The sequence below is a fragment of the Pacificibacter sp. genome (assembly GCF_039769035.1).
Lineage (GTDB): Bacteria > Pseudomonadota > Alphaproteobacteria > Rhodobacterales > Rhodobacteraceae > Celeribacter.
In genome coordinates this window covers 1-26028 of the sequence record NZ_JBDMZG010000107.1, presented here as the reverse complement: position 1 = coordinate 26028, position 26028 = coordinate 1, and the positions used below count along the sequence as shown (strand labels likewise).

Genomic DNA, 26028 nt, shown 5'->3' with positions numbered 1-26028 from the left:
CCGTGTCATTTACTGAAGGATTGTGGTGAAAGGGGGGTGCTGTGCAATGCGTCACGTATGACCAAAGTGACGGTGACAAAGCTGACGTAAAGCAGCAAATACCATGATCCCATTTTGGCGAAGCTGACCATTTCGCCGTGCATTTGGCCTGTGTAAACCCAGACTTTTGTGGCTGTCCCGACATTTTCTGCGACCCATAAAAAGAACGATGACAAAAAGGCCGCCACAGGCATGGGCATCCAGTATTGATTCCCAATTGTGAACCATATTTTCGTATTCCAAAACAATAGGATAGACCCAATAAATAGGGCGTACCGGATGTCAGGGACGAAGTGGTGCGCGAAGAAGTTTACATAGATGAGGCTTGCGAAAACCACGGTCCACGAAAACGGTGGGTAGGGGGCGAACCGCATGTCAAACAGGCGAATGGCGCGAGCCATGAAGCTGCCGACAGAGGCGTACATGAAGCCGGAAAACAAAGGCACGCCGCCAATTTCGAACAGGCCTGATCCGGGGTAGTCCCAACAGCCTACGTGGAGTTTGAACACCTCCATGATCGTGCCTGTGATGTGAAACAAGAAAATGACTTTGGCCTCTGAAAGCGTTTCCATGCGCAGCGCGAGAAACAGGATCTGTAAGGTGAGCGCATAGGCCAAAAGCGCGTCATAGCGCGCGATAGGCCAGTCGCTTTGCCACACTGCATTGCTGAGCAGCATCGCGATCAACAGCAGGCCGCCAAAGAGTGCTGCCCAGCCCATTTTAAGCGTGAACATAACCAATTCCGTGACGGATTGGGGGAGGCGCGCGCGCAGCCAATTGCCCAATCGGCGTTCGATGATCATGTTCTGCTTCATGTGCTGAGTTTCACATGTTTGCGGGCAAAGAAAAAGGGGCCCTGAGGCCCCTTTAAATGTCGGTTTTGTTTGGCTTTACAGGTTTGGGTAAAGCGGGAATTTTGCGGCCAAGGCTTCGACTTTGGCGCGCACAGAGGCCTCAACCTCTGCGTTGCCTTCTTCGCCGTTGGCGGCCAAGCCATCAACAACTTCGACGATCCAATCACCGATGAGGCGGAACTCAGCTTCGCCAAAGCCGCGGGTTGTGCCCGCAGGTGTACCAAGACGCACGCCAGATGTGATCATCGGTGGCTCTGGGTCAAACGGGATGCCGTTTTTGTTACAGGTGATGTGAGCGCGCTCGAGAGCGGCCTCAGTGATTTTACCGTTCACACCTTTGGGGCGCAGATCGACCAGCAAAACGTGGGTGTCTGTGCCGCCTGTGACGATATCAAGGCCACCTTTCATCAACTGATCGGACAACGCTTGAGCGTTCACGATCACTTGCTTGGCGTACTCTTTGAACTCAGGGCGCAAGGCTTCGCCGAATGCGACGGCTTTGGCTGCGATCACGTGCATCAAAGGGCCACCTTGGATGCCTGGGAAAATCGCGGAGTTCACTTTCTTGGCGATCTCAACATCGTTTGTCAGGATCATGCCACCGCGTGGACCGCGCAGAGTTTTGTGTGTCGTTGTTGTCGCCACGTCTGCATATGGGAACGGGCTTGGGTGCTGGCCGCCTGCGACGAGACCCGCGAAGTGCGCCATATCGACCATGAGGATCGCGCCAACAGAATCAGCAATCTCGCGCATTTTCTTGAAATCAACTTGGCGTGGGATGGCAGAACCACCTGCGATAAGCATCTTTGGTTTGTGCTCGTTCGCCAGTTCTTGGATCTGATCGTAATCGATACGCTGGTCTTGCATGCGCACGCCGTACTGGATGGCGTTGAACCATTTACCAGATTGGTTTGGCTTGGCACCGTGGGTCAAGTGACCGCCCGCATCCAAGGACATGCCGAGGATCGTATCGCCAGGCTGCAAGAGCGCTGTGAAGACACCTTGGTTGGCTTGGGAACCGGAATTTGGCTGTACGTTCACGTACTTAACGCCGAACAATTCTTTTGCGCGGTCACGTGCAAGGTTCTCTGCGATGTCCACATATTGGCAACCACCGTAGTAACGGCGCCCTGGGTAACCTTCGGCGTATTTGTTCGTCAGGACGGATCCTTGAGCTTCCATGACGGCGGCTGAGACGATGTTCTCAGATGCGATCAATTCGATCTCACCGCGTTGGCGGCCGAGCTCTTGCTGCATTGAGCCGAACAGCTCAGGATCGCGGGAAGACAACGTTTCTGTGAAAAAACCTGCATCGCGTACGTTTGACGTCATGGTGTGTTCCTTGGCAGATGGAGAATGTTGCGGTGTGTTTAGCCAAATCGCGCCCCGTGGGAAACCCTCGTCTTGCGCATAATGATGATGAATAGGCCAAAGAGCGTGGTTCTACCGTCGTTTTAGGGTGAAAATACACTTGAAAGAACGCGGGTGGGTCGCGGTCTTGGCGCGTTTCGTGCCGCTTTGAACGAAAGCGCGTGAGTTTTCGATTGTGATTTGTTAGGCAAAGCTGTGTCTTGTGTAAGACATCTATAAATTGGACCCCAAACTATGGTCAAAATTGCTTTTACCGCCAGCGACGCACAGGTCGCCCAACGGGCCTATGAACGGCTCACATCACAATACCCGCACGTCCCTGTGGAACAGGCCGACGTGATCGTGGCATTGGGGGGCGACGGATTTATGCTGCACACGTTGCACGGCACCATGCATTTGGACACACCAGTTTATGGTATGAATTGTGGCACGGTCGGTTTTCTGATGAATGAATTTCGTGAGGAAAATTTGCCCGAACGTCTGATGGCGTCTGAAGAAGAAGTGATCAACCCGCTGAAGATGGTCGCACAAGACGGCAATGGTTTGATGCACAACATGCTTGCAATCAACGAGGTCTCACTGCTGCGTGCAGGCCCGCAAGCCGCCAAGCTGCGCGTGTCTGTTGACGGTAAGGTGCGGATGGATGAGCTGGTGTGTGACGGTGCGCTTGTGGCGACGCCCGCGGGATCGACCGCTTACAACTATTCTGCCCGTGGTCCCATTTTGCCGATTGGCTCTGACGTACTGGCGCTGACGGCTTTGGCTGCATTTCGCCCCAGACGCTGGCGCGGGGCATTGCTGCCCAAAGGGGCTAAGGTGCGGTTTGACGTGCTGAATCGTGCCAAGCGGCCAGTGATGGCGGATGCGGATAGCCGGTCTGTCAGCGATGTTGAATGGGTGGAGATCACCTCAGACCCGAGCGTCCAGCACCGCATCCTGTTTGATCAAGGCCACGGTCTTGAAGAGCGTTTGTTGAGCGAACAATTCGTTTGATGCACTTGCGTCTGAGACCCGTCACATAGGTTCTAACGCGACCTCACGTGTTTTTGCGGGCACGTGTTAAAGCGCCCGCAGATCTGTGTTTCCCGATGAGCCAGTTAAAGTCAGTCTTTGGCGTAACCAAGTCCTTGAAGTGCCACTTTGATTTCGTCCAAAATCGCGGGGTCGTCGATGGTCGCCGGCATTTTGAACGGCTCACCGTCAGCGATTTTGGCCATCGTTGCACGTAGGATTTTACCTGATCGCGTCTTGGGCAAGCGCTCGACCACGCAGGCCAATTTGAACGCAGCAACAGGTCCGATTTTACCTCGAACATCTGTCACGACTTCGCGGACGATGTCGTCGGTGGACCGCTCCACCCCAGCATTGAGACACAAGAACCCCAGCGGCATTTGCCCCTTGAGCGTGTCTGCCACGCCGATCACGGCGCATTCGGCGACATCAGGGTGGGAGGCCAAGACCTCTTCCATCGCGCCGGTCGACAGGCGGTGGCCTGCAACGTTAATCACGTCATCCGTGCGCGCCATGATGTACAAGTAACCGTCTTCATCTTTGATGCCCGCGTCGCCCGTTTCGTAGTAACCTGGAAACTGCTCGAGGTAACTTTTCTTGAAACGATCTTCGGCATTCCAAAGGTTCGGAAATGTCCCGGGCGGCAAGGGCAATTTGACAGCGATGGCACCGAGTTCGCCTGCGGCAACTTCGTGGCCAGCCTCGTCTAAAATATGAATATCATACCCCGGCATCGCCACCGAAGGGGAACCGACTTTCACTGGCAATGCTTCGATCCCAAGCGGATTGGCTGCAATGCCCCAGCCTGTTTCTGTCTGCCACCAGTGATCGATGACAGGTTTTTTCAACAAGGTTTGCGCCCAATTGATTGTGTCTGGGTCTGCGCGCTCGCCGGCCAAAAACAGCGATTGCAAGCCGCTCAGATCGTAGTCGCTGATCAAAGCGCCGGTTGGATCTTCGCGTTTGATCGCACGAAAGGCCGTGGGCGCTGTGAACAAGACTTTGACGTTGTGTTCTTCAATCACGCGCCAAAAAGTGCCGGCGTCAGGGGTGCCGACGGGTTTGCCCTCGAACACGACTGTGGTGTTGCCGTGCACGAGCGGCCCGTAGCAAATGTAGGAATGGCCCACGACCCAGCCCACGTCTGACGCAGCCCAGAACACATCACCGGGGTCTACATTGTAGATGTTCTTCATGGTCCAATTCAGCGCCACAAGTTGCCCGCCCGTGTGTCTGATCACGCCCTTGGGCGCGCCTGTGGTGCCAGAAGTGTACAAGATATATGCAGGGTGATTGCCTTCGACTGGCAGGCAGTCTGCGGGGGCGACGCCCTCTTGAAACCCGTTCCAGTCAAAATCGCGCCCTTCAATAAGTTGCGCAACTTCTTGTTCTCTTTGAAGAATTACAGTGAAATCTGGTTTGTGGGCCGCCAGTTCAATGGCATTGTCGAGCAAGGGTTTGTAGTGCACCACGCGATTGGGCTCAATACCACAAGAGGCGGCGATGATCGCTTTGGGCGTGGCGTCGTCGATCCGCACCGCCAATTCATTCGCGGCAAAGCCACCAAAGACCACGGAATGCACAGCCCCGATGCGCCCACAGGCCAGCATGGCTTCAAGCGCTTCTGGAACCATCGGCATATAGATGATGACGCGGTCGCCTTTTCCGATGCCTTTGGCACGCATTGCACCAGCCAAATTGGCCACACGATCGCGCAGTTCGGTGTATGAAATAGAGCGCTTGGTTTGCGTAACGGGGCTGTCATAGATAATAGCCGCCTGCGACCCGCGCCCGTTTTCAACGTGGCGATCAACAGCGTTGTAACAGGTGTTGGTTAAGCCGTCTGAGAACCATTCGTAAATCGGTGCGGCGTCATCAAACAGAGCTTTTGTCGGTTTCTTGAACCAGTGAATCTGCTCTGCGACATCCATCCAAAAAGCTTCCGGATCCGCTTTCCAAGCATCATAGACGTCTGAGTAAGAGTTGCTTTGACCCATTTGATGCTGTTCTCCTCACATCGTTACACATTTGCCGCGCCAGACCGACAGTTGACTGCATGCGCGGCCACAGTGGCGGCGCAGCCCTCCTCAGGGACAACGTATCTTGCGCTGAAGACGCTGAATGCAATGTTAGCAAAACTGGGCGTTAGAGGTTACCAAAATTATGCAAACTTGAATAGAAAGCGCGTTTGCAAAATTTGCAGCAGAATAGATTAGGGGGTTGTGTGCCCAATCGCGTCAATTCCGATTGGGCAACGAGTTTGAGCGGGCGCAATGGAAAATGCGCCGCCGACGTTTTAGCCGTAGTGCGACACAGGCGTCCCAGAGATTGCCGACATGTTGAGCAATCCACGGGCCGTGATGGACGACGTCACCACATGCGCGCGGTTGCCAAGACCCATCAAGATAGGACCAACTTCCAGCCCACCACCTTTTGTTTTCAAGATGTTACGAACACCAGAGGCCGCATCAGCGTTTGCAAAGACCAACGCATTCGCGGGCTCAGTCAAGCGTGAGGACGGGAAAATACGTGTCCGCAATTCTGGATCCAAGGCCGCATCAATATGCATTTCGCCTTCGTATAAAAAGTCGCGTGGCTCAGAGTCGAGAATTTCAAGCGCTGCGCGCATGCGACGGCCTGTGTCGCAATCCAAGTTGCCAAACTGCGAATGGGAACACAGCGCAATCTGCGGCTCCGTTCGGAAACGACGAATATGGCGCGCTGTAGCGATCACGGTTTCTGCGATTTGCATCGGTGTCGGTTCAGGATGCACATGGGTGTCCGCAATAAACAGCGGGCCGTCTTCCAAAATCATCAACGACAAAGCCCCAACAGGGTGCAGTTCTTTGGTGCCCAAAATTTCGGTCAGGTACTTGAGGTGCCACAAGTATTGTCCAAAGGTGCCACAAATCAGGCTGTCTGCATGGTCTTGCTGAACCATAATCGCGCCGATGGCTGTGGTGTTTGTCCGCAAGATTGCTTTGGCCAAGTCAGGCGTCACGCCTTGGCGCTGCATGAGCTCGTGATAGGCCTGCCAATACTGTTTGTAGCGGCTGTCGCTTTCAGGGTTCACGATTTCAAAATCGATACCTGGTCGAATTTGCAGGCCAGCACGCTCTGCACGCATGGCGATCACGTCCGGACGACCAATCAAAATTGGCATGTCTGTCGTTTCTTCGATCATTGCATTGGCCGCGCGCAGCACGCGTTCGTCTTCGCCCTCTGCAAAAACAATGCGCCGCTCAACTTGTGAGGCTGCAGCAAAGACAGGGCGCATAATCATCGCGGATTTGAACACAGAATGATCAAGCGAGGCTTTGTAGGCTTCGATGTCTTCCAGAGGACGCGTTGCAACTCCGCTTTCCATCGCAGCGCGTGCGACGGCTGTGGCGACCACGCCCATCAAGCGGGGATCGAAGGGTTTGGGGATCAAGTAATCCGGACCAAAGGTCATGCGTTCACCGCTATAGGCCGCCGCCGCTTCTGCAGATGTTGTGGCGCGGGCGAGGGCTGCGATACCTTCGATACACGCGATTTTCATGTCGTCATTGATCTCGGTGGCGCCAACGTCCAGCGCCCCGCGGAAAATGAAAGGGAAGCATAACACATTGTTAACTTGGTTGGGGTAATCAGAACGCCCCGTCGCGATGATCGCGTCGGGGGCGACCTTTTCCAAGTCAGCAGGATCGATTTCAGGGTTGGGATTGGCCAACGCGAAAATGATTGGCGCTTTGGCCATTTTTGTCACCATTTCTGGTTTCAAAACACCAGGGCCAGACAGGCCAAGGAAAAGATCCGCGCCTTCGATCACGTCATCCAAAGTCCGCAGATCGCTTTTTTGCGCGTATTCCGCTTTTTGCGGTGTCATTTCTTCGGTGCGACCTTCGTAGACAAGCCCAGCAATGTCGCACAGCCAAACGTTTTCGCGTTTCACACCAAGTTTAAGCAGCATATTCAAGCAAGCAATGCCCGCAGCGCCGCCGCCTGTTGAAACGACCTTGATGTCTTCGAATTTCTTTTTGGACACTTTCAACGCGTTGGTCGCAGCGGCCCCCACAACAATCGCGGTACCGTGTTGATCGTCATGGAAGACTGGGATGTTCATCCGTTCGCGGCACAGTTTTTCGACGATAAAACAGTCAGGCGCCTTGATGTCTTCAAGGTTGATCGCGCCAAAGGTTGGCTCTAGCGAACAGACAATGTCAGCAAGCTTTTCTGGGTCGTTTTCGTTCACCTCAATATCGAAGCAATCGATGTTGGCGAATTTCTTGAACAGAACGGCCTTGCCTTCCATCACGGGTTTGGACGCGGCTGCGCCAATGTTGCCAAGGCCGAGAACGGCCGAGCCATTTGAAACAACGGCAACCAGATTGCCACGCGAGGTATAGCGGCTTGCGGTGCTTGGGTCCGCTTTGATTTCGAGGCAGGCCTCGGCCACGCCGGGGCTGTAAGCGAGTGACAAATCGCGGCCATTTGCGAGTGGCTTTGTCGCGCGGATTTCCAGTTTCCCAGGTTTTGGAAATTCGTGGTACCCAAGAGCCGCTTTGCGCAATGCTTCGTTGCGTGTGTCGTCCGCCATCTTATTGCCTCCAAATATTTAGTTTAGTGCTAAACTAATTTTTACGCGACGCCTGCGTTTGCGTCATTTGTTATCGCTCTACGCTTGTGGACCCCTTGCAATCAAGCCCTCCCATGCGAAATTAGGCCATGTTAGCGCAAACGATAACCGTTTTTATGCGATGAAGCGCAAATTCGCGAATTGTGCCTGTGATTTGCGGCAAGACTCTTGCATCCGGCCAAGCTGCGGCGCAGTCTAGACCAAACAGTCAAAATTATGAGGTGACCGCCCGTGTCTCTACTTTCCGCCGCACGCGACATCCGCGAAAAAGCCTATGCGCCTTATTCAAAGTTCAAAGTCGGCGTTGCCTTGCGCAGCGTATCGGGCGACGTTTTCGTCGGGGTGAATGTGGAAAATGCGGCCTATCCTGAGGGCACCTGCGCCGAAGCTGGTGCCATTGCGGCCATGATCGCAGCAGGGCAAACGCAAATCGCGGAAGTCGCTGTCATCGCGGATGCGCCGACTCCTGTGCAACCCTGTGGTGGCTGCCGGCAAAAACTTAAAGAATTCTCTGATGCGGATGTGCGCGTCACAATGGCCAACTTGGACGGTGTGTCCCTTTCGATGACTGTTGGGGAGTTGTTGCCTGGGGCGTTTTCGAAAGATCAGTTGGATATGTCATAAAGTGAAAGTGTGACGGTTATGGATGCACGGGAACTCATTGCAAAACTCCGCGACAAGCAGGCGCTTTCACCTGCTGAATTGACGTGGTTTGCCGCGGGCTTGGCGTCCGGTGCCATCAGCGATGCGCAGGCCGGTGCTTTTGCAATGGCGGCGGTGCTCAATGGTATGACGGACCCTGAACGCGTGGCGCTGACACTGGCGATGCGCGACAGTGGCGATGTGATGCAATGGGATTATCCTGCACCCACAATTGATAAGCACTCCACTGGGGGTATTGGCGATTGCGTGTCGTTGTTGCTCGCGCCTGCTTTGGCCGCTTTGGGGGCCTATGTTCCTATGGTGTCTGGGCGTGGTCTTGGTCACACAGGCGGCACGTTGGATAAGTTGGAATCCATTGCGGGCCTGAAGACTGAAGTGAGCGAAGACAAGTTTCGCGATGTCGTAACTGAGGTGGGCTGTGCGATTGTGTCTGCCACGGGGGCGATCGCGCCCGCTGACAAGCGGCTCTATGCAATTCGCGATGTAACAGGCACGGTCGAAAGCATTGATTTGATCACCGCGTCCATCTTGTCCAAGAAGCTGGCGGCAGGGCTTGAGGCTTTGGTGCTTGACGTGAAATGCGGCACTGGCGCGTTTATGTCGACAGTGGCAGAGGCCCAAGCGCTCGCGCAAAGTTTGGTGAAGACAGCAAATGGGGCGGGGTGCAAGACCTCTGCCTTGATCACCGATATGAACCAACCTTGCTGTCCGTCGCTTGGCAATGCGCTTGAGATCATGGAAGTTATGAAAGCCCTCACATCAGGCGAGGTGGACAACGATCTGTGTGATCTGACCTGCGCCTTGGGCGGCGAACTGATGGTGCTCAGTGGCATGTCCGATGACATTGACGCCGCAAGCTGGGCTGTGCGCGACACACTGACGGACGGCTCCGCAGCTGAGCGGTTTGGCCAAATGGTGTCGGCGCTTGGTGGGCCTAAGGATTTCGTGGACAACTGGCGTGATCGTCTGCCTGCGGCACCCGTTGTTCGAGATGTAACAGCACCAAGATCCGGCTTTGTGGCCGCCATGGATGGCAAAGCCATGGGCATGGCTGTAGTGCATTTGGGAGGCGGGCGTATGAAAGGCGGCGAACGGATCGATCCGGCTGTTGGGTTGTCAAACGTCTGTGCGCTGGGCGAGCCAACGGGCCAAGACGTGCTGATCGCAACGATACATGCACGATCCCCTGAGGATGCGGATGCGGCTGAAGCTGCGTTGTTAAGCGCCGTTTCCATTGCCGATGTCGCCCCGAAAAAGTCTGAATTGGTTCTAGAGAAGGTGTCCGTATGACACGAGCGTTTTTGATTGTTATGGATTCAGTCGGGGCTGGTGGTGCGCCGGATGCCGATACATTTTTCAACGGGGATGTGCCCGATACTGGCGCAAACACCTTGGCGCATATCATACAAGAGTGCAGTGCAGGACGCGCCGAAGAGGGCCGTTCGGGTCCGCTGAACATTCCTCATTTGGAAGCAATGGGACTGGGAGCGGCACTGCGGATTGCCAGTTCGGATGCCGTGCCGGGATTTGCCGGTGTCCCGCAAGGATTGTTCGGCGTCGCAACCGAGGTGTCTCGCGGCAAAGATACGCCGTCTGGACACTGGGAACTTGCCGGTGTTCCTGTGCCTTGGGATTGGCACTATTTTCCAGATGCGAAACCATCTTTTCCAGCTGAAATCATGGAGCTGACCGCAAAGTTGAGTGGGGCCGGTGGAACGCTCTGCAATGGCCATTCTTCGGGCATAGAAGTCATTAATACCTTTGGGGCTGAACACGTGAAAACGGGGTGGCCGATCATTTACACTTCGGCTGACAGCGTGATGCAAATCGCCGCCCACGAAGAGCATTTTGGTCTCGAACGGCTGTTGAAGCTGTGTAAGGATTTGGCGCCAGTGCTCCATGAAATGAAGCTGGGTCGGGTCATCGCAAGACCTTTCGTCGGTTCTGTCAAAGACGGGTTCACGCGCACTCAAAACCGCCATGATTATGCCATTGCAGCGCCTAGCCCAACGCTTTTGGATTGGGCCTATGATGCAGGTCGCAAGACATATGCTGTTGGAAAGATTGGTGATATTTTTTCAATGCGCGGCGTAAGTGATTTGCGAAAGGGCAGTGACGCGGTTTTGTTTGATCATCTGTGTGATGTGATGGACGAGGCACCGGACGGGGCATTTGTCTTTGCCAATTTCGTAGAATTTGACAGTCTGTTTGGCCATCGCCGCGACGTGTCAGGCTATGCGCGCCATCTTGAATGGTTCGACGCGCAAATTGCCCGTCTGTTGGCGCGCATGAAAGCAGGCGACCTTATTCTATTTACCGCAGACCATGGGAACGATCCCACTTGGGTGGGGACAGATCACACCCGTGAACGTGTGCCCGTGCTTGGCACTGGCGTTGGTGCAAAACCAATCGGAAACGTTAATTTTGTGGACGTTGCTGCGTCCATCGCCAAACATCTCGGGGTGCCTTCACAAGGCCCCGGAAGGAGTTTTCTATGACCGTACAAGACCTTAAAAAGCTTGAGTTGCACCTGCATCTGGAAGGGGCAGCGCCGCCTGCATTTATTCGCGGATTGGCCAAAGAGAAAAACGTCGATATCGGCCGGATTTTCGATGAAAACGGCGCGTATAAATATAAAGATTTTGTTGATTTCCTTCGGGTCTATGAGGCGGCAACGACGGTTTTGCAAAGTCCGCAAGATTTCTACCGTCTCACCCGTGCCGTTTTGGAAGAATGCGTTGCCAACCAAGTTATTTACGCCGAGACGTTCTTGGCGCCTGATTTTTGTGGTGGTGGCGATTTGATCGCTTGGAAAGACTATTTGGCCGCCATCGAACAGGCCGCCGAAGAGATGCAAAATGAGGCTGGGATCATCCTCAAAGGCATTCCCACATGTGTGCGTCATTTCGGACCTGATAAAGCCAAAAAGACCGCGATTTGTGCCGCAGAAACGGCCAGCAGCTTTGTCACTGGGTTTGGCATGGGCGGCGACGAGGCCTTTGGCGCGCAACGTGATTACGCCTATGCCTTTGATATGGCGAAAGAAGCGGGGCTTCAGCTAACATCGCATGCGGGCGAATGGGGTGGACCTGAAAGCGTGCGTGATGCGATCCGCGATTTGGGTGTCTCGCGCATTGGCCACGGCGTGCGCGCGATTGAAGATGATGCATTGATCGACGAAATCCTTGAAAAAGATGTCGTTTTGGAAGTGTGCCCAGGGTCCAATGTGGCGCTGGGCGTTTACAAAACGCTGGCAGATCACCCCATCGCAAAACTGCGCGAGCGGGGCGTGAAGGTCACAGTGTCGACCGATGATCCACCCTTTTTCCATACAACTATGCGTAAAGAATTTGGTGCTTTGGCTCAGACATTTAGCTGGGACGCCACTGATTTTGCAGCATTGAACACAACAGCTTTGGACGCGGCGTTTTGCGACGATGCAACCCGCAGTGCCTTGAAATCAACTTTGGAGCAAAACGATGCTTGAACACCTTACTGTCGTCACTCATCCTTTGGTGCAGCACAAGCTGACGTTGATGCGGGACAAGTCCACATCTACGGGCGAATTTCGTCAGCTTTTGCGCGAGATTTCTCAACTTTTGGCCTATGAGGTGACGCGCGAGTTGGAAATGACATCGCGCGAAATCGAAACACCGATGCAAAAGATGGATGCCCCTGTTCTTGCCGGTAAAAAGCTTGCGCTGATTTCTATTTTGCGCGCAGGCAACGGTTTGTTGGATGGGGTTCTTGAACTGATCCCCTCGGCGCGCGTTGGGTTCGTGGGCTTGTACCGCGACGAAGAAACACTTGAGCCAGTGCAATATTATTTCAAAGTGCCCGAAGCGATGGAAGATCGGCTTGTGATCGCAGTTGATCCGATGCTTGCCACGGGCAATTCTTCGGTTGCGGCCATTGATCTGTTGAAAAAATCTGGTGCGACGAACATTCGCTTCTTGTGCCTTTTGGCGTCTCCAGAAGGCATTGCGACAATGAAAAAGGCCCACCCAGATGTGCCCATTGTTACGGCGTCGGTTGACGAAAAGTTAAACGACAAAGGCTACATCATTCCGGGTCTTGGGGATGCGGGTGACCGTATGTTTGGCACAAAGTAAGTCAATTGGCGCTAAACAAAGCGGCGGAACTGTGTCACAACACACATAAATGTTCGGGCTGAGGCGTTTATGAAGATCACTAAAATTACGGTGCGGGCCATTGGGGCCGCTTTTGTCGGTGTGTTTGGTATGAGCATAGGGCCAGTTTTGGCGAGCTCTGACGGGCCAGCTGAAATTCCACCTGCTAGTTTTGCAGCGCGCCAATATGTCGACAGTACAGGGTGTGCCTTTGTGCGCAGTTTGAACACTGATGCGCCTTTGTGGGCGCCGCGTTTGGCGCGTGACGGGACGGTGTTGTGTGGATTTAAACCGTCTTTGCCGTCGCCCGAGCCAGACGTCGTACCTGCGCCAGACACTGATGTCGTCATCAAAGACGACAGTGATGTCGGTGCGGTTGAGCAACCTCTCGACGCCAGTGACGTTAAAGAAGATGAGGCCGTAGCTGAAGCCTTAGATGTGGCTGAGGCCTGTGATGCCGCTGAATCAACTGAGTCATCAAACTGCGCAGCGCAAGAAGATCCGTCCACCAACTTTGTTGTGAAGCGTTTGCCTGCTGGGCTGACTGTGCGTACATCGGATGGTGGAACCTTGACCACAACCGAACCGACGTTTGTTCGGGTTCCCGTTGAGGCGGTTGATGCCGAGGTTGCAGAAGTTCCAGAACCTGGAGTCACGTTACCCGTTTCAGTGCCTGAGAACATGGACGAGGTTGAGGGGCCGGAGAGCGTAGATGAGGCCGCGCCCGAAATGCAGATGGCAAGCGCTGAGCAAACGGCGGAGCCAGAGGCACTGGTGACGCCGCCTGCGCCAGCTGTGCAAAAGGTGGACGCAGTCCCAACGCAAAGCAAAAGACCGCAACTGCGCCCCGAGGAATCTCAGGTCGCGAAGGTTGCATCGCCTGATTCTGCGACAGCAAACGCCCAGACAGATGCTGCTGTAAATGCGAAACCCCAGCCAGTCAGGAAAGTGGCAACGCACACGATGCCTCCTAAACTTGGCAAACGCTATGTACAGGTTGGCATTTTTGGCGTGCCGAGCAATGCGGAGAGATCAATCGCGCGGCTTCACGCGTTAGGGTTGCCCGTCGCCTCACAGTTTATTACCCTGAATGGAAAGCGCGTGAAGGTTATCTTGTCTGGCCCGTTTGAGACGCATGCCCAAACAAAGGCCGCTTTGAAGCAGGCCCGTTCAGCAGGTTACAAGGATGCGTTTGCGCGTCGGTAGTTTGCGTTGCAGACTGCCGTTATCCGCCGCAGATGTTTTGCAAAGCTACCCATTGGCCGTCCGTCAAAACGGGGCGCGCTGACTGCAAACGCACAGCGTCGGCTTCGATCAGCGGGAGCGTTTCTGCGCCTGTGATGTCAATTGCTTGCGCGTAGGGCAAGGAACGGACTTCAGCTTTGGCAAATCGTTCGACCAATGCCTCCATGGCGACGGGCGCAGGCGTTTCACGCAAAAGATCTTCGGCGTAACTGTCGAGTGCTGCATCCGGAATATGCCCACTGGTCAAAAGCTTGAGAGGCGTCAAAAATCCAGCATGTTGCAAAAGGTGTTCAAGCGGATCAACGTCTTGCGCGCGCTGTTGTTCTGCCAAAACGTAGCCCGCGACCACATCCGGATCTTCGTGATCTTCGATGACACTGCGGTCCAGCAAAATGTAACCGCCAGGCAACGTTTTGGGGCTTTCCAAACCACTGCGCAGAACGACGATTTCACCAACTGGGTTGGTGCTTAAGCGCGCGTTGAGAAGGCGCAGCGCAATTGTGCCCTGCGGCGTTTGGCAGGGTCTTCCCGACAGGCGTTCGAGGCGCGATAGCAAAGAGGCGCCGATCTGATTGCGCGTCACGTCTGGCACGATGCTGGTGGCTTGGCGCACAAGGGCACCAGGCAGCCAAAATATGCCGATGGCTAACATTCCGACGCAGACGCCTGCCAATAGACCGCCCCGAACGCGACCTTGCCGCGCTGTGCCACGTTCAATGGCGCGCTGAATCCGCGCAATGGCGGCAATCATGGTTTCGTCTTCGGTTTCAAGGCGTTCGTCCGTGTCTGGACCGGGGGCATAGATCGCAAGACGTTCATTGGTGCCGTTGATGCGCTCGATGGCGGGCAGGGACCAATGCGACAAGGGCTGTTCGTTCAGGTTGCTGATGGTCAGCGTTGCATCGCCCATAGACACAATGACTTCGACCCTTTGAGTTTCCCCTTGGGGCCGCCACAGCGCAGAGGCTTCGAGACGATCAAATTTGGTAAGCGCGGTCATGCGCGTCTGCTCATTTTGTTGCTTTGCGCCAATCTACTGCGGATTGAAGCCCTTCACAATCTCTGGTCGCACTATTCGTAGCTGGTTCAGCGGAAAATATAGCTTTAAAAATTTCAGACCACCTGCACACACTTGATCATGATGATGTCGCTTGACCGAAAATCCGTCCCTACTTCAAGTCCAAGAACGGGTGGCACAGCTTTGACCCTTGGTTGCTTTGGGGCCCCTGAGCACGAATGCTCAAGGGCTGAATATGTGCAATGGCTCTACGCTGCCTTTTGATCGGACCCTGAGCCAAATCGACCGTAGAACGTCTCACCTGCAGCGGCCATTTCACGCAGCAGTGCAGGTGTTTCAAACCGCGATCCGTGTGTGGCTGTCAGTTTGTCGCAAATATCGACAGCTTGGGCTGCGCCGATGATGTCGAGCCAGCTGAACGGACCGCCGGACCATGGCATAAAGCCCCACCCTAGGATCGCGCCCACGTCGCCTTCGCGAATGTCGGTCAACACGCCAGCTTCCAAAGCGCGCACTGCCTCTAGAACTTGAGCCATGATCATGCGGTGTTGCACTTCGTCCAGCTCTGGCTGGCTTTCGGCCACTGGGAATTCGTCCGCGAAGCCGGACCACAGTGCGCCGCGTTTGCCTTTCTCATTGTAGTCATAGAAACCGGCATTTGCCTTGCGCCCCAAACGGCCTTGCTCTGCCAACCAGAATACGACCTCATCTACGGCTTCATCTGGGTATGCGTCGCCCATCGCGGCCTTCGTGGCCTTGGCAATTTTGACACCCAAATCAACGGAGGTCTCATCAATCAACTGCAACGGCCCAAGCGGCATGCCCAACAGCTTGGCTGCGTTTTCGATCAAAGGCAATTCAACGCCCTCGGCCGCCATGCGCACGCCTTCGTTGATGTAAGGGATGATGCAGCGATTGGCGTAAAAGAACCGCTCGTCATTGACCACGATTGGCGTTTTGCGAATTTGACGTACGAAATCAAGGGCTTTGGCCACGGCCACATCGCCGGTCTTTTTGCCTTTAATGATTTCGACCAAAAGCATTTTGTCGACAGGGCTAAAGAAGTGGATGCCGATGAACTGATCCGCACGTTTCGACGCTTTGGCCAAATCTGTGATCGGCAGGGTCGAGGTGTTGGTGGCAAAAATACAGTCTTCGCCCACAATGGCCTCAACTTTGGCGGTCACTTCGGCTTTCACAGATGGGTCTTCAAACACCGCTTCGACGATCAAATCACAGCCTTTAAGCGCGTCATAATCGGTGGTCGCGTTGATCCGCGCCACCACCTGTTCTTTCTTCTCAGGCGTGACTTTCTTGCGAGAAATGCCTTTGTCCAAGATGCCCTCAGAGTAAGATTTTCCTTTATCAGCGCTTTCTTGTTTTGCATCGATCAAGACAACATCGATGCCTGCATTGGCAGACACATAGGCGATACCCGCGCCCATCATGCCCGCGCCGATCACGCCAACTTTGTTGACGCGTTGATCGGCCACATCAGGACGGTTCGCGCCCTTTTCCAAAGCTTCTTTGTTGATAAACAATGACCGTATCATCGCGCCAGAAGACGGATTCATCAGCACATTGGTGAACCAACGCGCCTCGATTTTCAGCGCCACATCAAAGGGCACCTGCGCGCCTTCATAGATCGCTGACAACATGGCCTTGGCAGCTGGGTATACACCCTGCGTTTGACCGTTGACCATCGCAGATGCGCCGACAAAAGTCATAAAGCCCGCTGGGTGATACGGCGCGCCACCGGGCATCTTCCAGCCTTTGGCGTCCCAAGGTTTTAAAATATCAGCGTCGGTTGCGCTCAAAACCCAAGCCTTGGCTGTGGACAAAAGCTCATCTGCGGGCACGACTTCGTCAATCACACCGCTGGCCTTCGCCTTTTTCGGGTCCATCATCTGGCCTTGCAGCAGGATGGGCGAGGCCGCCATCGCGCCAAGTTTGCGAGACACGCGTGTCGTGCCGCCAGCGCCTGGGAAAATACCAACCTTGATTTCTGGCAAGCCGATTTTGGCTTTCGGGTTTTCTGCCGCGAAAATGTGATGACAGGCGAGCGGAATTTCCAAGCCAATGCCAAGCGCGGTGCCGGGCAGGGCGGCCGCAATCGGTTTGCCGCCTTTGTTGGTTTTCGGATCCATACCTGCACGCTCAATTTTGCGCAATTTGGCATGAAATTCCATGAGGCCGTCAAACAGGCCTTTGGCGGGGTTGTCGCCAGCGCTGTCTTTCATCGAGGCGATGATGTTCAAATCCATCCCGCCGGCAAACGTATCTTTGCCCGAGGTGATCACCGCGCCTTTGACCTCATCGTCCGCGAGGGCTGTATCGATATGTGCCATCAAAGCGTCGAGGCCTTCAAGCGACAGCACATTCATGCTTTTGGCTTTGACGTCCCAAGTGATCACAGCCACGCCGTCTGCATCTACGCTATAAGTAAAATCTGTCATGTCTGCCTCCTCACATCCGCTCGATAATTGTGGCTGCACCCATGCCGGATGCGATGCACAATGTTGCAAGGCCTGTGCCTTTGCCTGTGCGTTCAAGTTCGTCCAGCAAAGTGCCGATGATGATCGCGCCAGTGGCTCCTAATGGGTGCCCCATCGCGATAGACCCGCCGTTGACGTTCACTTTTGAGCTGTCCACATCAAACGCCTGCATGAAGCGCAAGACGACTGAGGCGAATGCTTCGTTGACTTCAAACAGGTCGATATCGGAAATGCTCATGCCACTGTCCGCAAGGATTTTTTGCGTCGCGGGCACAGGGCCTGTCAGCATGATGGTCGGGTCCGTGCCGATTTTCGCGGTGGCACGAATGCGCGCGCGCGGCTTGATGCCGTATTTCTCGCCGAACTCTTTGTTGCCGATCAACACAGCGGCGGAGCCATCCACGATGCCAGACGAGTTGCCTGCATGGTGGATGTGATCGATGGCTTCCAAATGGGGGTATTTCATCAAAGCGACTTTATCAAAGCCGGGCATCACTTCGCCCATGTCTTTGAAAGCAGGCTTCAATTTCGCCAGCGCCTCCATGTCAGTGCCCGGGCGCATGTATTCGTCTGTGTCCAAAATGGTCAGGCCGTTTTGGTCCATCACAGGCACGATGGAGCCTGCAAAGCGGTTGTCGGCCCAAGCGGCGGCTGAGCGCGCTTGCGATTCTGCGGCCAAAGCGTCGGCGTCTGCGCGCGAAAACCCGTATTCTGTGGCGATGATATCAGCAGAGATGCCTTGCGGTACAAAATAAGTGTCCATGGCAATGCTCGGATCAACGGCAATCGCAGCGCCGTCTGAGCCCATAGCCACACGGCCCATCATTTCGACACCACCAGCAATATAGGCCATGCCAGCGCCACCTTTGATCTGGTTGGCGGCCAAGTTCACAGCCTCCATGCCTGAAGCACAAAAGCGATTGATCGCCAAACCCGGAATGCGCTCATCAAGGTCTGAGGCCAAAACAGCCGTGCGTGCAAGGCAGCCGCCTTGTTCGCCCACTTGGGTCACATTGCCCCAAATTACATCTTCCACAGCATGACCTGAAAGTCCGCTACGGTCCTTGATTGCGTTGAGCATCTGCGCGGACAGGCGCGCTGCGGTGACCTCATGAAGGCTCCCGTCTTTTCGGCCTTTGCCGCGCGGGCTGCGCACCGCATCATAGATATATGCTTCAGTCATGATTTTCCTCCTCAGGTCCGATCCGCAGGGGATCCGGGCATCATATCGTAGGGGTGTTGCCAGCCGGGAAGGTGTTCGATGTTTCCCAACCAACGGTCAATGTTTGGCCAATCGGCCCGCGTGAACCCAAAAGGTTCAGGGTAAAACAGATAGCCACAGCACGCGGTGTCCGCGATGGTTACGGTGTCAGTGGCCAACCAATCGCGCCCCTCTAGTGCGCCATCGAGCACTTGGAAGGCGGCGTTCAAGCGCGCTTTGTTGAAGGCAATCACTTCCTGTGGGCGTTTGGCCTCGGACAGAAAGTTATTCAAAAAACGGGTCTGACCTGCAACGCCAGACATCTTGTGATTGTCCCACAAAACCCAACGCAGCACTTCGCGAACTTCTTCGGGTGTTTTGCCTCCCAGTTGTCCAGACTTTTCAACGGCGTAGTGCTGAATGACGCCTGACTGGCTGAGCTTCACGTCCCCGTCGATAAAAAACGGGGCTTCGGCCATCACATTCATTTCGCGAAAGCTTGGCGTGCGCGCAGCACCATTAAAAAAGTCCAGATAGACCGGTTCCCACGCGATATCGCATAAAGTGAGTGTGAGTGCGGCTTTGTAAGAGTTTCCGCTTTCACCAAAGCAATAGAGTTTCGCTGTCATTGTATGTCCTCCGATACCTTAGACATGGGGATGATAGGGTAGAATTTGAGTATTGGAGCCAAGAAAAAGCGCAAAAGTTTACCCAGCATTAAGGTCAACGCGTTTTGCTGAATGGCGCGGAACAGGCTGGAGAGCCGATGGCCGCCCAAGGAAAAGCCGCGCTGGCCGACATCGGAGAAGCTGCTCAGACACATGAGCCCGACCGATCGTGGTTGGCGCGCAACTTTACCTTGTTTGCAGCTTGTTTTTTCTTGGCAAAAATACTCACTGCGCGCGCTTAGCAGACTTAAAGCCTGTTTTCTTAATGGCGCGGAGCGTTTCATTGTTTGCGATCTTCCAGTTCTGAATTGAACAGCCGTCACCGGTGTTCGAGTATGTTTTGATCTGTCGCGGATGAGAATGTTTCGAAAAGGAAAGGCAGGGCCTCACTTTCGTACAACCCCGCCGCCCGCGAGAATGACTTGAGATGACGATAGCCTTCTTCTGTCATCGCAACAGCAGAACGCCGCGTCATTCTAAATCACTTGGTCATTGTAACGTTCCGTCATCGTTTGGTCTGCACAGTCTTGGCGGCTTTCTAACAAAAAAGCCCCACACCCGTTTTCGGGGTGCGGGGTCTTTGAATGCGTTTTGTAGCGCAAAGCCATGTGCGGCAAAGCTGGACTAAATGATGCGTTTAGAACGCGTCCGCAGACAATGCCATGACGGGATCAGCGCCACTTTCGATACGTTTCAAAAGCGTGCCAGTCATGGGCAACTGACGAGACATGAAGTAGCGCGCGGTGATCAGTTTGTTTTTGTGGAACTCGGGATCATCGGTGCCATTGGCCAGTGCTTTGAGCGAGGTTTCCGCCATGCGGCCCCACATCAAGCCGAGTGAGACATAGCCGAACAAATGCATGAAATCATAAGAGCCTGACAGCGCAGCATTCGGGTTTTTCATGCCGTTTTGCATGAAATACATGCCTGCGGCTTGCAGGTCTTTTGAGGCGGCTTTGAGCGGTGTGGTGAACTCTTCCATTTCTGGCGCATCTGCGGACTTGCAGAACGATTTGACCATATCGAAATAGGCCATGACATGTTTGCCGCCATCTTGGGCCAGTTTGCGTCCAACAAGATCAAGGGCTTGCACGCCATTCGCGCCTTCATAGATCATCGCAATGCGCGCATCACGAGTGAATTGCGACATGCCCCATTCTTCGATGTAGCCGTGGCCGCCGTAGACTTGCTGCGCGTTCACGGTCGCCTCATAGCCTTTGTCAGTGAGGAACCCTTTGAGCACAGGCGTCATCAAGGAAATCAAACCCTCGGCGTCGTGATTGTCGTTGCGGTGGCTTGAATCAATCAAGGATGCCCCCCAAAGCATAAAGGCACGCGCCCCTTCGATGAAGGACTTTTGATCCATCAAGTTGCGTCGAATGTCAGGGTGGACAATCAAAGGATCTGCAGGCCCATCAGGGTTTTCAACACCTGTCACGGCACGCCCTTGCAAACGGTCTTTGGCGTAAATCACTGCGTTTTGATAGGCGGCCTCGGCTTGGGCCAGACCCTGCATGGCGACGCCAATTCGCGCTTCGTTCATCATGGTGAACATGGCGCGCATGCCCTTGTTGAGATCGCCCAACAGATACCCAGTCGCGTCGTCGTAATTCATCACACAGGTTGAATTGCCGTGGATGCCCATTTTCTCTTCGATTGATCCGACGCTCACGCCATTGCGTTCTCCGACGCTGCCGTCAGCGTTTACGCGGAACTTTGGAACAATAAAGAGCGACACGCCTTTGATGCCTTCGGGGCCACCTGGAACCTTGGCCAAGACCAAGTGGATCACGTTGTTGGACATGTCGTGATCGCCGGCAGAGATAAAGATTTTTTGGCCAGAGATTTTGTAAGAGCCGTCGTCTTGAGGCTCTGCCTTGGTGCGCATGAGGCCCAAGTCGGTGCCGCAATGTGACTCGGTCAGGTTCATCGTGCCGGTCCATTCGCACGAAATCATGTTTGGCAAATAGGTCGCTTTTTGATCATCGGTCCCATGCGCCAAAATCGCAGACGCCGCGCCATGGGTGAGGCCGTGATACATGGTGAAAGCTTGGTTGGCGGCAGAAAACAACTCACCTACCGCAGTGCCCATGACATAGGGCAGTCCCTGACCGCCGAATTCTTCGGGCATATCAAGGCCCGGCCATGCGCCTTCTTTGATCTGTTCAAAGGCGTCTTTAAAACCTGCAGGGGTGGTGATCACACCGTTTTCAAGCGTGCAGCCTTCTTTGTCACCCACAGCGTTCAAGGGTGCCAAAACGTCTGAAGAAAGTGCGCCTGCGGCCTCTAGAATTGCTTCGGTGAATTCTGCATCAAGATCGCTATATCCAAGCGTATCTGAGCCTGAAATGTTTAGGACATCATGCAAGACATATTGGATGTCTTTGATTGGGGCCGTGTATTGCGGCATGTTTGCTCTCCCTAAAGTCAGTGTAGGAAGGGCGCTGATTACGACTTCCTACGCAACGTTTTCTTCTAGTGCATTGCGCACAAAACTCATGTGTTCTTCTAGCTCAACCAAGACCTGCTGCAGATCCTCAACTTGCCGTTTCAAATCGGCTTTGCGCTCTTGGTACGCAACCAAAGTGCCTCGGAGTTGCTTTTCGCTGCCGTTTTCGGTGTCATATAGATCCAGCACTTGGCGAATGCGCTCGAGAGAAAACCCAAAACGCTTTCCGCGCAAAATAAGTTTTAATCGCGCACGATCACGCCCAGTGAAAAGACGCCGTTGGCCTTCGCGTATTGGAAACAAAAGCTCCTTTGCTTCGTAAAACCGTAGTGTCCGCGGTGTGACGTCATACGCGTCACACATTTGGCGAATTGTCATCACCTTGGTCGTCATCTCAATTTACTCCGGTTCAGCAGTCTGTGCTTTATGATTTTGCTAGACGGCTGAAATGGACATTGTGAGCTAACTGTACAAGGGAAGTTCGCCCGTATGTAAATGTAACGTGGCGTCAATTTTTGTTAGGTGAAACATTCGATGCAGTTATTGTCTTTAGATGAAATAAAATTTCCAAAGCGTTTTGACGGTTGCGAATGATGTAAATCATTTTCCCACTATTTGTGGGGTCACAGCGATTTGGGAATGGCTAAAGGCGGCACGAAACACCACCAAAGCGATAGGGGGTAAGAGGCGGCGAAAGGGTGCTTTGCTGAAGTGGCAGTGTTAAAGACGTTACGTCGTTTGGTTGCGCCAAATCGTCAAAGGGCACAGCCCGCACGGTTCATGTCTTAATTTTGGGCCGAAATGTCTTTTTTGAGCTGGCCTAATTCCGCAATGGCTTCTTCGATTTCAGCCTTTTGTCGCTGCAATTCGGCCAGTTGCCGATCCGCGAGTGCGATAAAGGCACTGGATTGCGCTTGCGACCCTTCGGTGTCGTACATCATCAGCCACTGACGGATTTCTTCGAGAGAGAACCCATATTTGCGCCCCCGCATGATCAGCTTCATACGGCCAATTTCACGCGACAGGTAAAAGCGTGAACGCCCTTCTTTTTCTGGAGACAGGAGTTCAATGTATTCGTAATAGCGCAAGGTGCGCGGCGTGACATCAAACCTTGCACACATTTCTTTAAACGTCAGACGTTCATGGGGCATTATCGTGTTCTCCTTACCGCAAAACTAGACTGACAACAAACAAAGTGCAACGTAGGTCCGAAGTCCTTCGCAAATATTACAAACATCTTTGCTGCGATATCAAGGTAGCTGTTGCACGATGTAAGACTTTCTTTTCGCAACGTGAATTAGCGTTGGCTATTTGGTAAAATTCGCGCGATATCTAGACTTCCTTTATGGCATATTGGTCTTGAATGGAGGGGTTACAATGGGACAAAACCGAACAGAGTTGGCCGAAAAGTTTATGGCCACTTTGCCGCACGCTGTGGCGCTTGGGTTGCAATTTAAGCACTTTGGCACCGGCGAGGCAGAGATCGCCATGCCTTATAGTGACTCGCTGATTGGCGATCTGGAAACCGGTGTGATTCATGGGGGGGCTGTGTCCGCCATGATGGACACGTGTTGTGGTGCAGCAGTGATGTCGCACCCAAACGCGGGTATCGCCACGGCCACAATCGACTTGCGTATCGACTATATGCGCTCAGCCGAACCAGGTAGTGAAATTGTTGCGTCTGCGCAGTGCTACCATGTGACCGGTTCCGTGGCGTTCGTGCGTGCCACGGCCACAGATGGGACATCGCAAACACCTATTGCAACTGCAACAGGTACGTTTTCAGTGGAGCGGGCCACATGAGCAGAACAGCCCCCGAACCCGTACAAGTCGTCAAAACGCGCAGAGATTCTGCGCTCGTTGCCCTCAAGGCGCGCGTGCCATATGCGACATACTTAGGGCTTGAATTCGAACGCCGTGGCGATGAATTGACCGCGGTTATGCCCTTTCGCGCCGACTTGATTGGCAATCCCGCGCTTCAGGCGTTGCACGGTGGGGCGACGGCGGCCTTTTTGGAAATTACGGCTCAAGTGGCGCTCGGTTGGTCGGTGATTTGGCCGATTGTCGAAGCTGGCGGCGATATAGACAAATTGCCAGCTTTGCCCAAGACCATTGATATAACCGTCGATTATTTGCGCGCTGGTTTGCCGCGTGATGCCTATGCGCGCGCTAGAATTGTGAGAACGGGTCGCAGGATTTCGTCCGTTCATGTGGAGGCATGGCAAGACAATCAAGCGCGTCCATTCGCTATGGCGACGGGGCACTTTTTGATGCCGAACAATGACTGAAACAGGCGCGGCTCTTGCGGCTGACATCACGCACAAACGGGTGTTGGCGATTGCGCTGCCCATCGTGTTGTCAAACGCAACGGTTCCGATTTTGGGCGTGGTCGATACAGGCGTGGTGGGGCAAATGGGCCTAGCCGCTCCGATTGGCGCAGTTGGGCTGGGCACGGTTATTTTGTCGTCGATATTTTGGCTCTTTGGGTTCTTGCGCATGGGCACAACGGGTCTGGTCGCACAAGCGCGCGGAGCAGGGAACGCCGGTGAAGTATCAGCCCTGTTGAGCCGCGTCATGATGATTGCGGCGGCGGCAGGGCTTACGTTGATCGTTTTGCAGGTGCCAATACTGTGGTTGGCGTTCCAAGTGGCGCCTGCGTCCGCCGAAGTGGAAAGCTTGGCACGCAGCTATATCTCAATTCGGATTTGGTCCGCCCCTTTTGCAATCGCGGTTTTTGGGCTCACGGGGTGGCTTATCGCGTCTGAGCGCAGTCGCGCGGTGCTGGTGCTACAGCTTTGGATGAATGGCCTGAATGTCGTGCTGGATATTTGGTTTGTGCTCGGGCTTGGCTGGGGCGTGCAAGGCGTTGCAAGTGCAACGGTGATTGCCGAGATTTCAGGTGCCTTGCTTGGCTTGTACCTGTGTCGTTCAGCGCTGGCGCATCCCAATTGGTGGATGTGGTCGCAGATATTCGACATGGAACGCGTGATGAATATGGCGCGCGTGAACACCGACATCATGATCCGCTCGGTCTTGCTGTTGGCGATCATGGTGAGTTTTGCATTTTTTGGGTCTGGCTTTGGCGACTTAACATTGGCGGCCAATCATATCTTGATGCAATTCGTTCAAATTACGGCCTTCGCATTGGACGGTTTTGCCTTCACAGCAGAGGTTTTGGTGGGACAAGCGATGGGTGCTGGGTCTGCCGTAGCATTGCGGCGTGGGGCCTTGATGGCGTCGTTTTGGGGATTGTTGATCTGCACGGCGTTGGCCGTCGTTTTTGCGGTCTTTGGCGGGGCGATCGTCGATGTGATGACCACTGCGCCCGATGTTCAAAGCGAAGCGCGGCGATTTTTACCATGGATGGTTGCCGTGCCCTTGGTTGGCTTGTGTGCTTGGATGCTTGACGGGGTCTTTATCGGCGCGACGCGCACCCGCGATATGCGCAATATGAGCGCCATCAGTCTGGCTGTATACTTGGCCGCAGTTTACACACTTAGTCCGCTGTTCGGGGCGCATGGCTTATGGGCAGCATTGTTGATCAGCTATGTGGCGCGCGGTGCAACGCTGGCGTGGAAATATCCCGAACTGGAACGGCAAGCAGCGCGCTAACGCCACTTCTCCATGCTATTGCCACGTATATTTGGATTAGAGCCAGTTGTCGCGTTTTGTGCCAACGGCATCTGACACGTTTTCAAAACCGTCTGCTTTCAAAAGCGCGTCCAAGCCTTGGGCAATTTGGGGTGCCAGTGAAAGCCCTGAGTACACCATCGCCGAATAGAGTTGGACCATAGATGCGCCTGCGCAAATTTTGGCATAGGCATCCAGTGCAGAGGACACCCCGCCGACACCAATCAACGGCACGTCATCGCGCAAAATGTTGGACAGTTGCGCCAACACCCGTGTGGACTTTTCGAACAATGGTGCACCGGAAAGGCCGCCCATTTCGCCTTTGTGTGCACTTTTCAAACCTTCGCGCGACAAAGTGGTGTTTGTTGTGATCACGCCGTTGATGCCTGATTTCTTGGCCACTTCCGCGATTTCCGCGATCTCGCTGGCGTCAAGATCCGGTGCGATTTTTAAAAACACTGGCACCTCGTGCGTGAGCCCTTTGCGGGCGTCAAGAACACCTGCCAGCAAAGCTTCAAGCGCTTCAGGTCCTTGCAAATCGCGCAGCTTTTCGGTGTTGGGCGACGACACATTGACCGTCGCAAAGTCGATGTGGTTGCCGCAATGCGCCAGCACGCGGGCAAAGTCCGCCGCGCG

At 54.3% G+C, this 26028-nt stretch carries 23 protein-coding genes; 10 read left to right on the top strand and 13 right to left on the bottom strand.

Annotation, left to right across the window (positions count from 1 at the left end):
• Nucleotides 1–5 precede the first annotated feature (5 nt).
• On the bottom strand, nucleotides 6–854 hold the full coding sequence (locus ABF287_RS09715; protein WP_347184808.1) for a DUF817 domain-containing protein: 849 nt from the start codon (nucleotides 852–854) through the stop codon (nucleotides 6–8).
• 75 nt (nucleotides 855–929) lie between these two features.
• A complete protein-coding gene (glyA, locus tag ABF287_RS09710; RefSeq protein WP_347184807.1) occupies nucleotides 930–2225 on the bottom strand; it encodes a serine hydroxymethyltransferase in 1296 nt (431 codons plus the stop codon).
• A 273-nt stretch (nucleotides 2226–2498) separates the two neighbouring features.
• Between glyA and ABF287_RS09705 the strand changes: the two genes are divergently transcribed.
• Nucleotides 2499–3257, top strand: a complete 759-nt coding sequence (locus ABF287_RS09705; RefSeq protein ID WP_347184806.1) for an NAD kinase — start codon at nucleotides 2499–2501, stop codon at nucleotides 3255–3257.
• Between the two features lie 110 nt (nucleotides 3258–3367).
• Here ABF287_RS09705 and ABF287_RS09700 read toward each other — a convergent pair whose 3' ends face one another.
• Nucleotides 3368–5272, bottom strand: coding sequence for a propionyl-CoA synthetase (locus ABF287_RS09700; protein WP_347184805.1), 1905 nt, complete (start codon nucleotides 5270–5272; stop codon nucleotides 3368–3370).
• A gap of 299 nt (nucleotides 5273–5571) precedes the next feature.
• Complete coding sequence (locus ABF287_RS09695) at nucleotides 5572–7854, bottom strand: NADP-dependent malic enzyme (protein WP_347184804.1); 2283 nt, start codon at nucleotides 7852–7854, stop codon at nucleotides 5572–5574.
• Between the two features lie 270 nt (nucleotides 7855–8124).
• Here ABF287_RS09695 and cdd point away from each other — a divergent pair, with 270 nt between their 5' ends.
• The 6 genes from cdd to ABF287_RS09665 all read left to right on the top strand — a co-directional run bounded on the left by cdd (nucleotide 8125) and on the right by ABF287_RS09665 (nucleotide 13892).
• Nucleotides 8125–8517, top strand: coding sequence for a cytidine deaminase (gene cdd / locus ABF287_RS09690; protein ID WP_347184803.1), 393 nt, complete (start codon nucleotides 8125–8127; stop codon nucleotides 8515–8517).
• An 18-nt stretch (nucleotides 8518–8535) separates the two neighbouring features.
• A complete protein-coding gene (locus ABF287_RS09685; RefSeq protein ID WP_347184802.1) occupies nucleotides 8536–9846 on the top strand; it encodes a thymidine phosphorylase in 1311 nt (436 codons plus the stop codon).
• Entirely contained in the window at nucleotides 9843–11054 is a 1212-nt protein-coding gene (locus tag ABF287_RS09680) for a phosphopentomutase (protein WP_347184801.1), read from the top strand. Before ABF287_RS09685 ends, ABF287_RS09680 begins: the two co-directional genes overlap by 4 nt.
• Entirely contained in the window at nucleotides 11051–12043 is a 993-nt protein-coding gene (locus ABF287_RS09675) for an adenosine deaminase (RefSeq protein ID WP_347184800.1), read from the top strand. Before ABF287_RS09680 ends, ABF287_RS09675 begins: the two co-directional genes overlap by 4 nt.
• Nucleotides 12036–12668: a uracil phosphoribosyltransferase gene (upp, locus tag ABF287_RS09670; RefSeq protein WP_347184799.1), complete on the top strand. Its 633-nt coding sequence runs from the start codon at nucleotides 12036–12038 to the stop codon at nucleotides 12666–12668. The genes ABF287_RS09675 and upp overlap by 8 nt, the downstream gene beginning before the upstream one ends.
• A gap of 69 nt (nucleotides 12669–12737) precedes the next feature.
• Complete coding sequence (locus ABF287_RS09665) at nucleotides 12738–13892, top strand: SPOR domain-containing protein (protein WP_347184798.1); 1155 nt, start codon at nucleotides 12738–12740, stop codon at nucleotides 13890–13892.
• Between the two features lie 19 nt (nucleotides 13893–13911).
• On the opposite strand, the gene ABF287_RS09660 is transcribed toward ABF287_RS09665, so the two are convergent.
• The 8 genes from ABF287_RS09660 to ABF287_RS09625 all read right to left on the bottom strand — a co-directional run bounded on the left by ABF287_RS09660 (nucleotide 13912) and on the right by ABF287_RS09625 (nucleotide 22913).
• Nucleotides 13912–14931 (bottom strand): hypothetical protein, encoded by a 1020-nt coding sequence (locus ABF287_RS09660; protein ID WP_347184797.1) that lies wholly within the window; start codon nucleotides 14929–14931, stop codon nucleotides 13912–13914.
• 266 nt (nucleotides 14932–15197) lie between these two features.
• Nucleotides 15198–17405 carry a 3-hydroxyacyl-CoA dehydrogenase NAD-binding domain-containing protein gene (locus tag ABF287_RS09655; protein WP_347184796.1) on the bottom strand — a complete coding sequence of 736 codons (2208 nt, stop codon included), beginning with the start codon at nucleotides 17403–17405 and terminating at the stop codon, nucleotides 15198–15200.
• A 10-nt stretch (nucleotides 17406–17415) separates the two neighbouring features.
• Entirely contained in the window at nucleotides 17416–18627 is a 1212-nt protein-coding gene (locus ABF287_RS09650; protein WP_347184795.1) for an acetyl-CoA C-acetyltransferase, read from the bottom strand.
• An 11-nt stretch (nucleotides 18628–18638) separates the two neighbouring features.
• Nucleotides 18639–19274 (bottom strand): glutathione S-transferase, encoded by a 636-nt coding sequence (locus ABF287_RS09645; protein ID WP_347184794.1) that lies wholly within the window; start codon nucleotides 19272–19274, stop codon nucleotides 18639–18641.
• Complete coding sequence (locus tag ABF287_RS09640; RefSeq protein ID WP_347184793.1) at nucleotides 19271–19597, bottom strand: hypothetical protein; 327 nt, start codon at nucleotides 19595–19597, stop codon at nucleotides 19271–19273. Before ABF287_RS09640 ends, ABF287_RS09645 begins: the two co-directional genes overlap by 4 nt.
• Before the next feature lie 353 nt (nucleotides 19598–19950).
• On the bottom strand, nucleotides 19951–21723 hold the full coding sequence (locus ABF287_RS09635; protein ID WP_347184792.1) for an acyl-CoA dehydrogenase C-terminal domain-containing protein: 1773 nt from the start codon (nucleotides 21721–21723) through the stop codon (nucleotides 19951–19953).
• A gap of 48 nt (nucleotides 21724–21771) precedes the next feature.
• Nucleotides 21772–22155, bottom strand: a complete 384-nt coding sequence (locus ABF287_RS09630) for a MerR family DNA-binding transcriptional regulator (protein ID WP_347184791.1) — start codon at nucleotides 22153–22155, stop codon at nucleotides 21772–21774.
• Between the two features lie 392 nt (nucleotides 22156–22547).
• Entirely contained in the window at nucleotides 22548–22913 is a 366-nt protein-coding gene (locus ABF287_RS09625) for a MerR family DNA-binding transcriptional regulator (RefSeq protein WP_347184790.1), read from the bottom strand.
• 226 nt (nucleotides 22914–23139) lie between these two features.
• Between ABF287_RS09625 and ABF287_RS09620 the strand changes: the two genes are divergently transcribed.
• The 3 genes from ABF287_RS09620 to ABF287_RS09610 are packed head-to-tail and all read left to right on the top strand — an operon-like array spanning nucleotide 23140 to nucleotide 25374.
• Entirely contained in the window at nucleotides 23140–23565 is a 426-nt protein-coding gene (locus ABF287_RS09620) for a PaaI family thioesterase (protein ID WP_347184789.1), read from the top strand.
• Nucleotides 23562–24050 (top strand): PaaI family thioesterase, encoded by a 489-nt coding sequence (locus tag ABF287_RS09615; RefSeq protein ID WP_347184788.1) that lies wholly within the window; start codon nucleotides 23562–23564, stop codon nucleotides 24048–24050. The genes ABF287_RS09620 and ABF287_RS09615 overlap by 4 nt, the downstream gene beginning before the upstream one ends.
• On the top strand, nucleotides 24043–25374 hold the full coding sequence (locus tag ABF287_RS09610; RefSeq protein WP_347184787.1) for an MATE family efflux transporter: 1332 nt from the start codon (nucleotides 24043–24045) through the stop codon (nucleotides 25372–25374). Before ABF287_RS09615 ends, ABF287_RS09610 begins: the two co-directional genes overlap by 8 nt.
• A 36-nt stretch (nucleotides 25375–25410) precedes the next feature.
• Here the strand turns inward: ABF287_RS09610 and pyrD are convergent.
• Nucleotides 25411–26028: dihydroorotate dehydrogenase (quinone) (gene pyrD, locus ABF287_RS09605; protein ID WP_347184786.1), on the bottom strand; the 618-nt coding region annotated here is incomplete at its 5' end.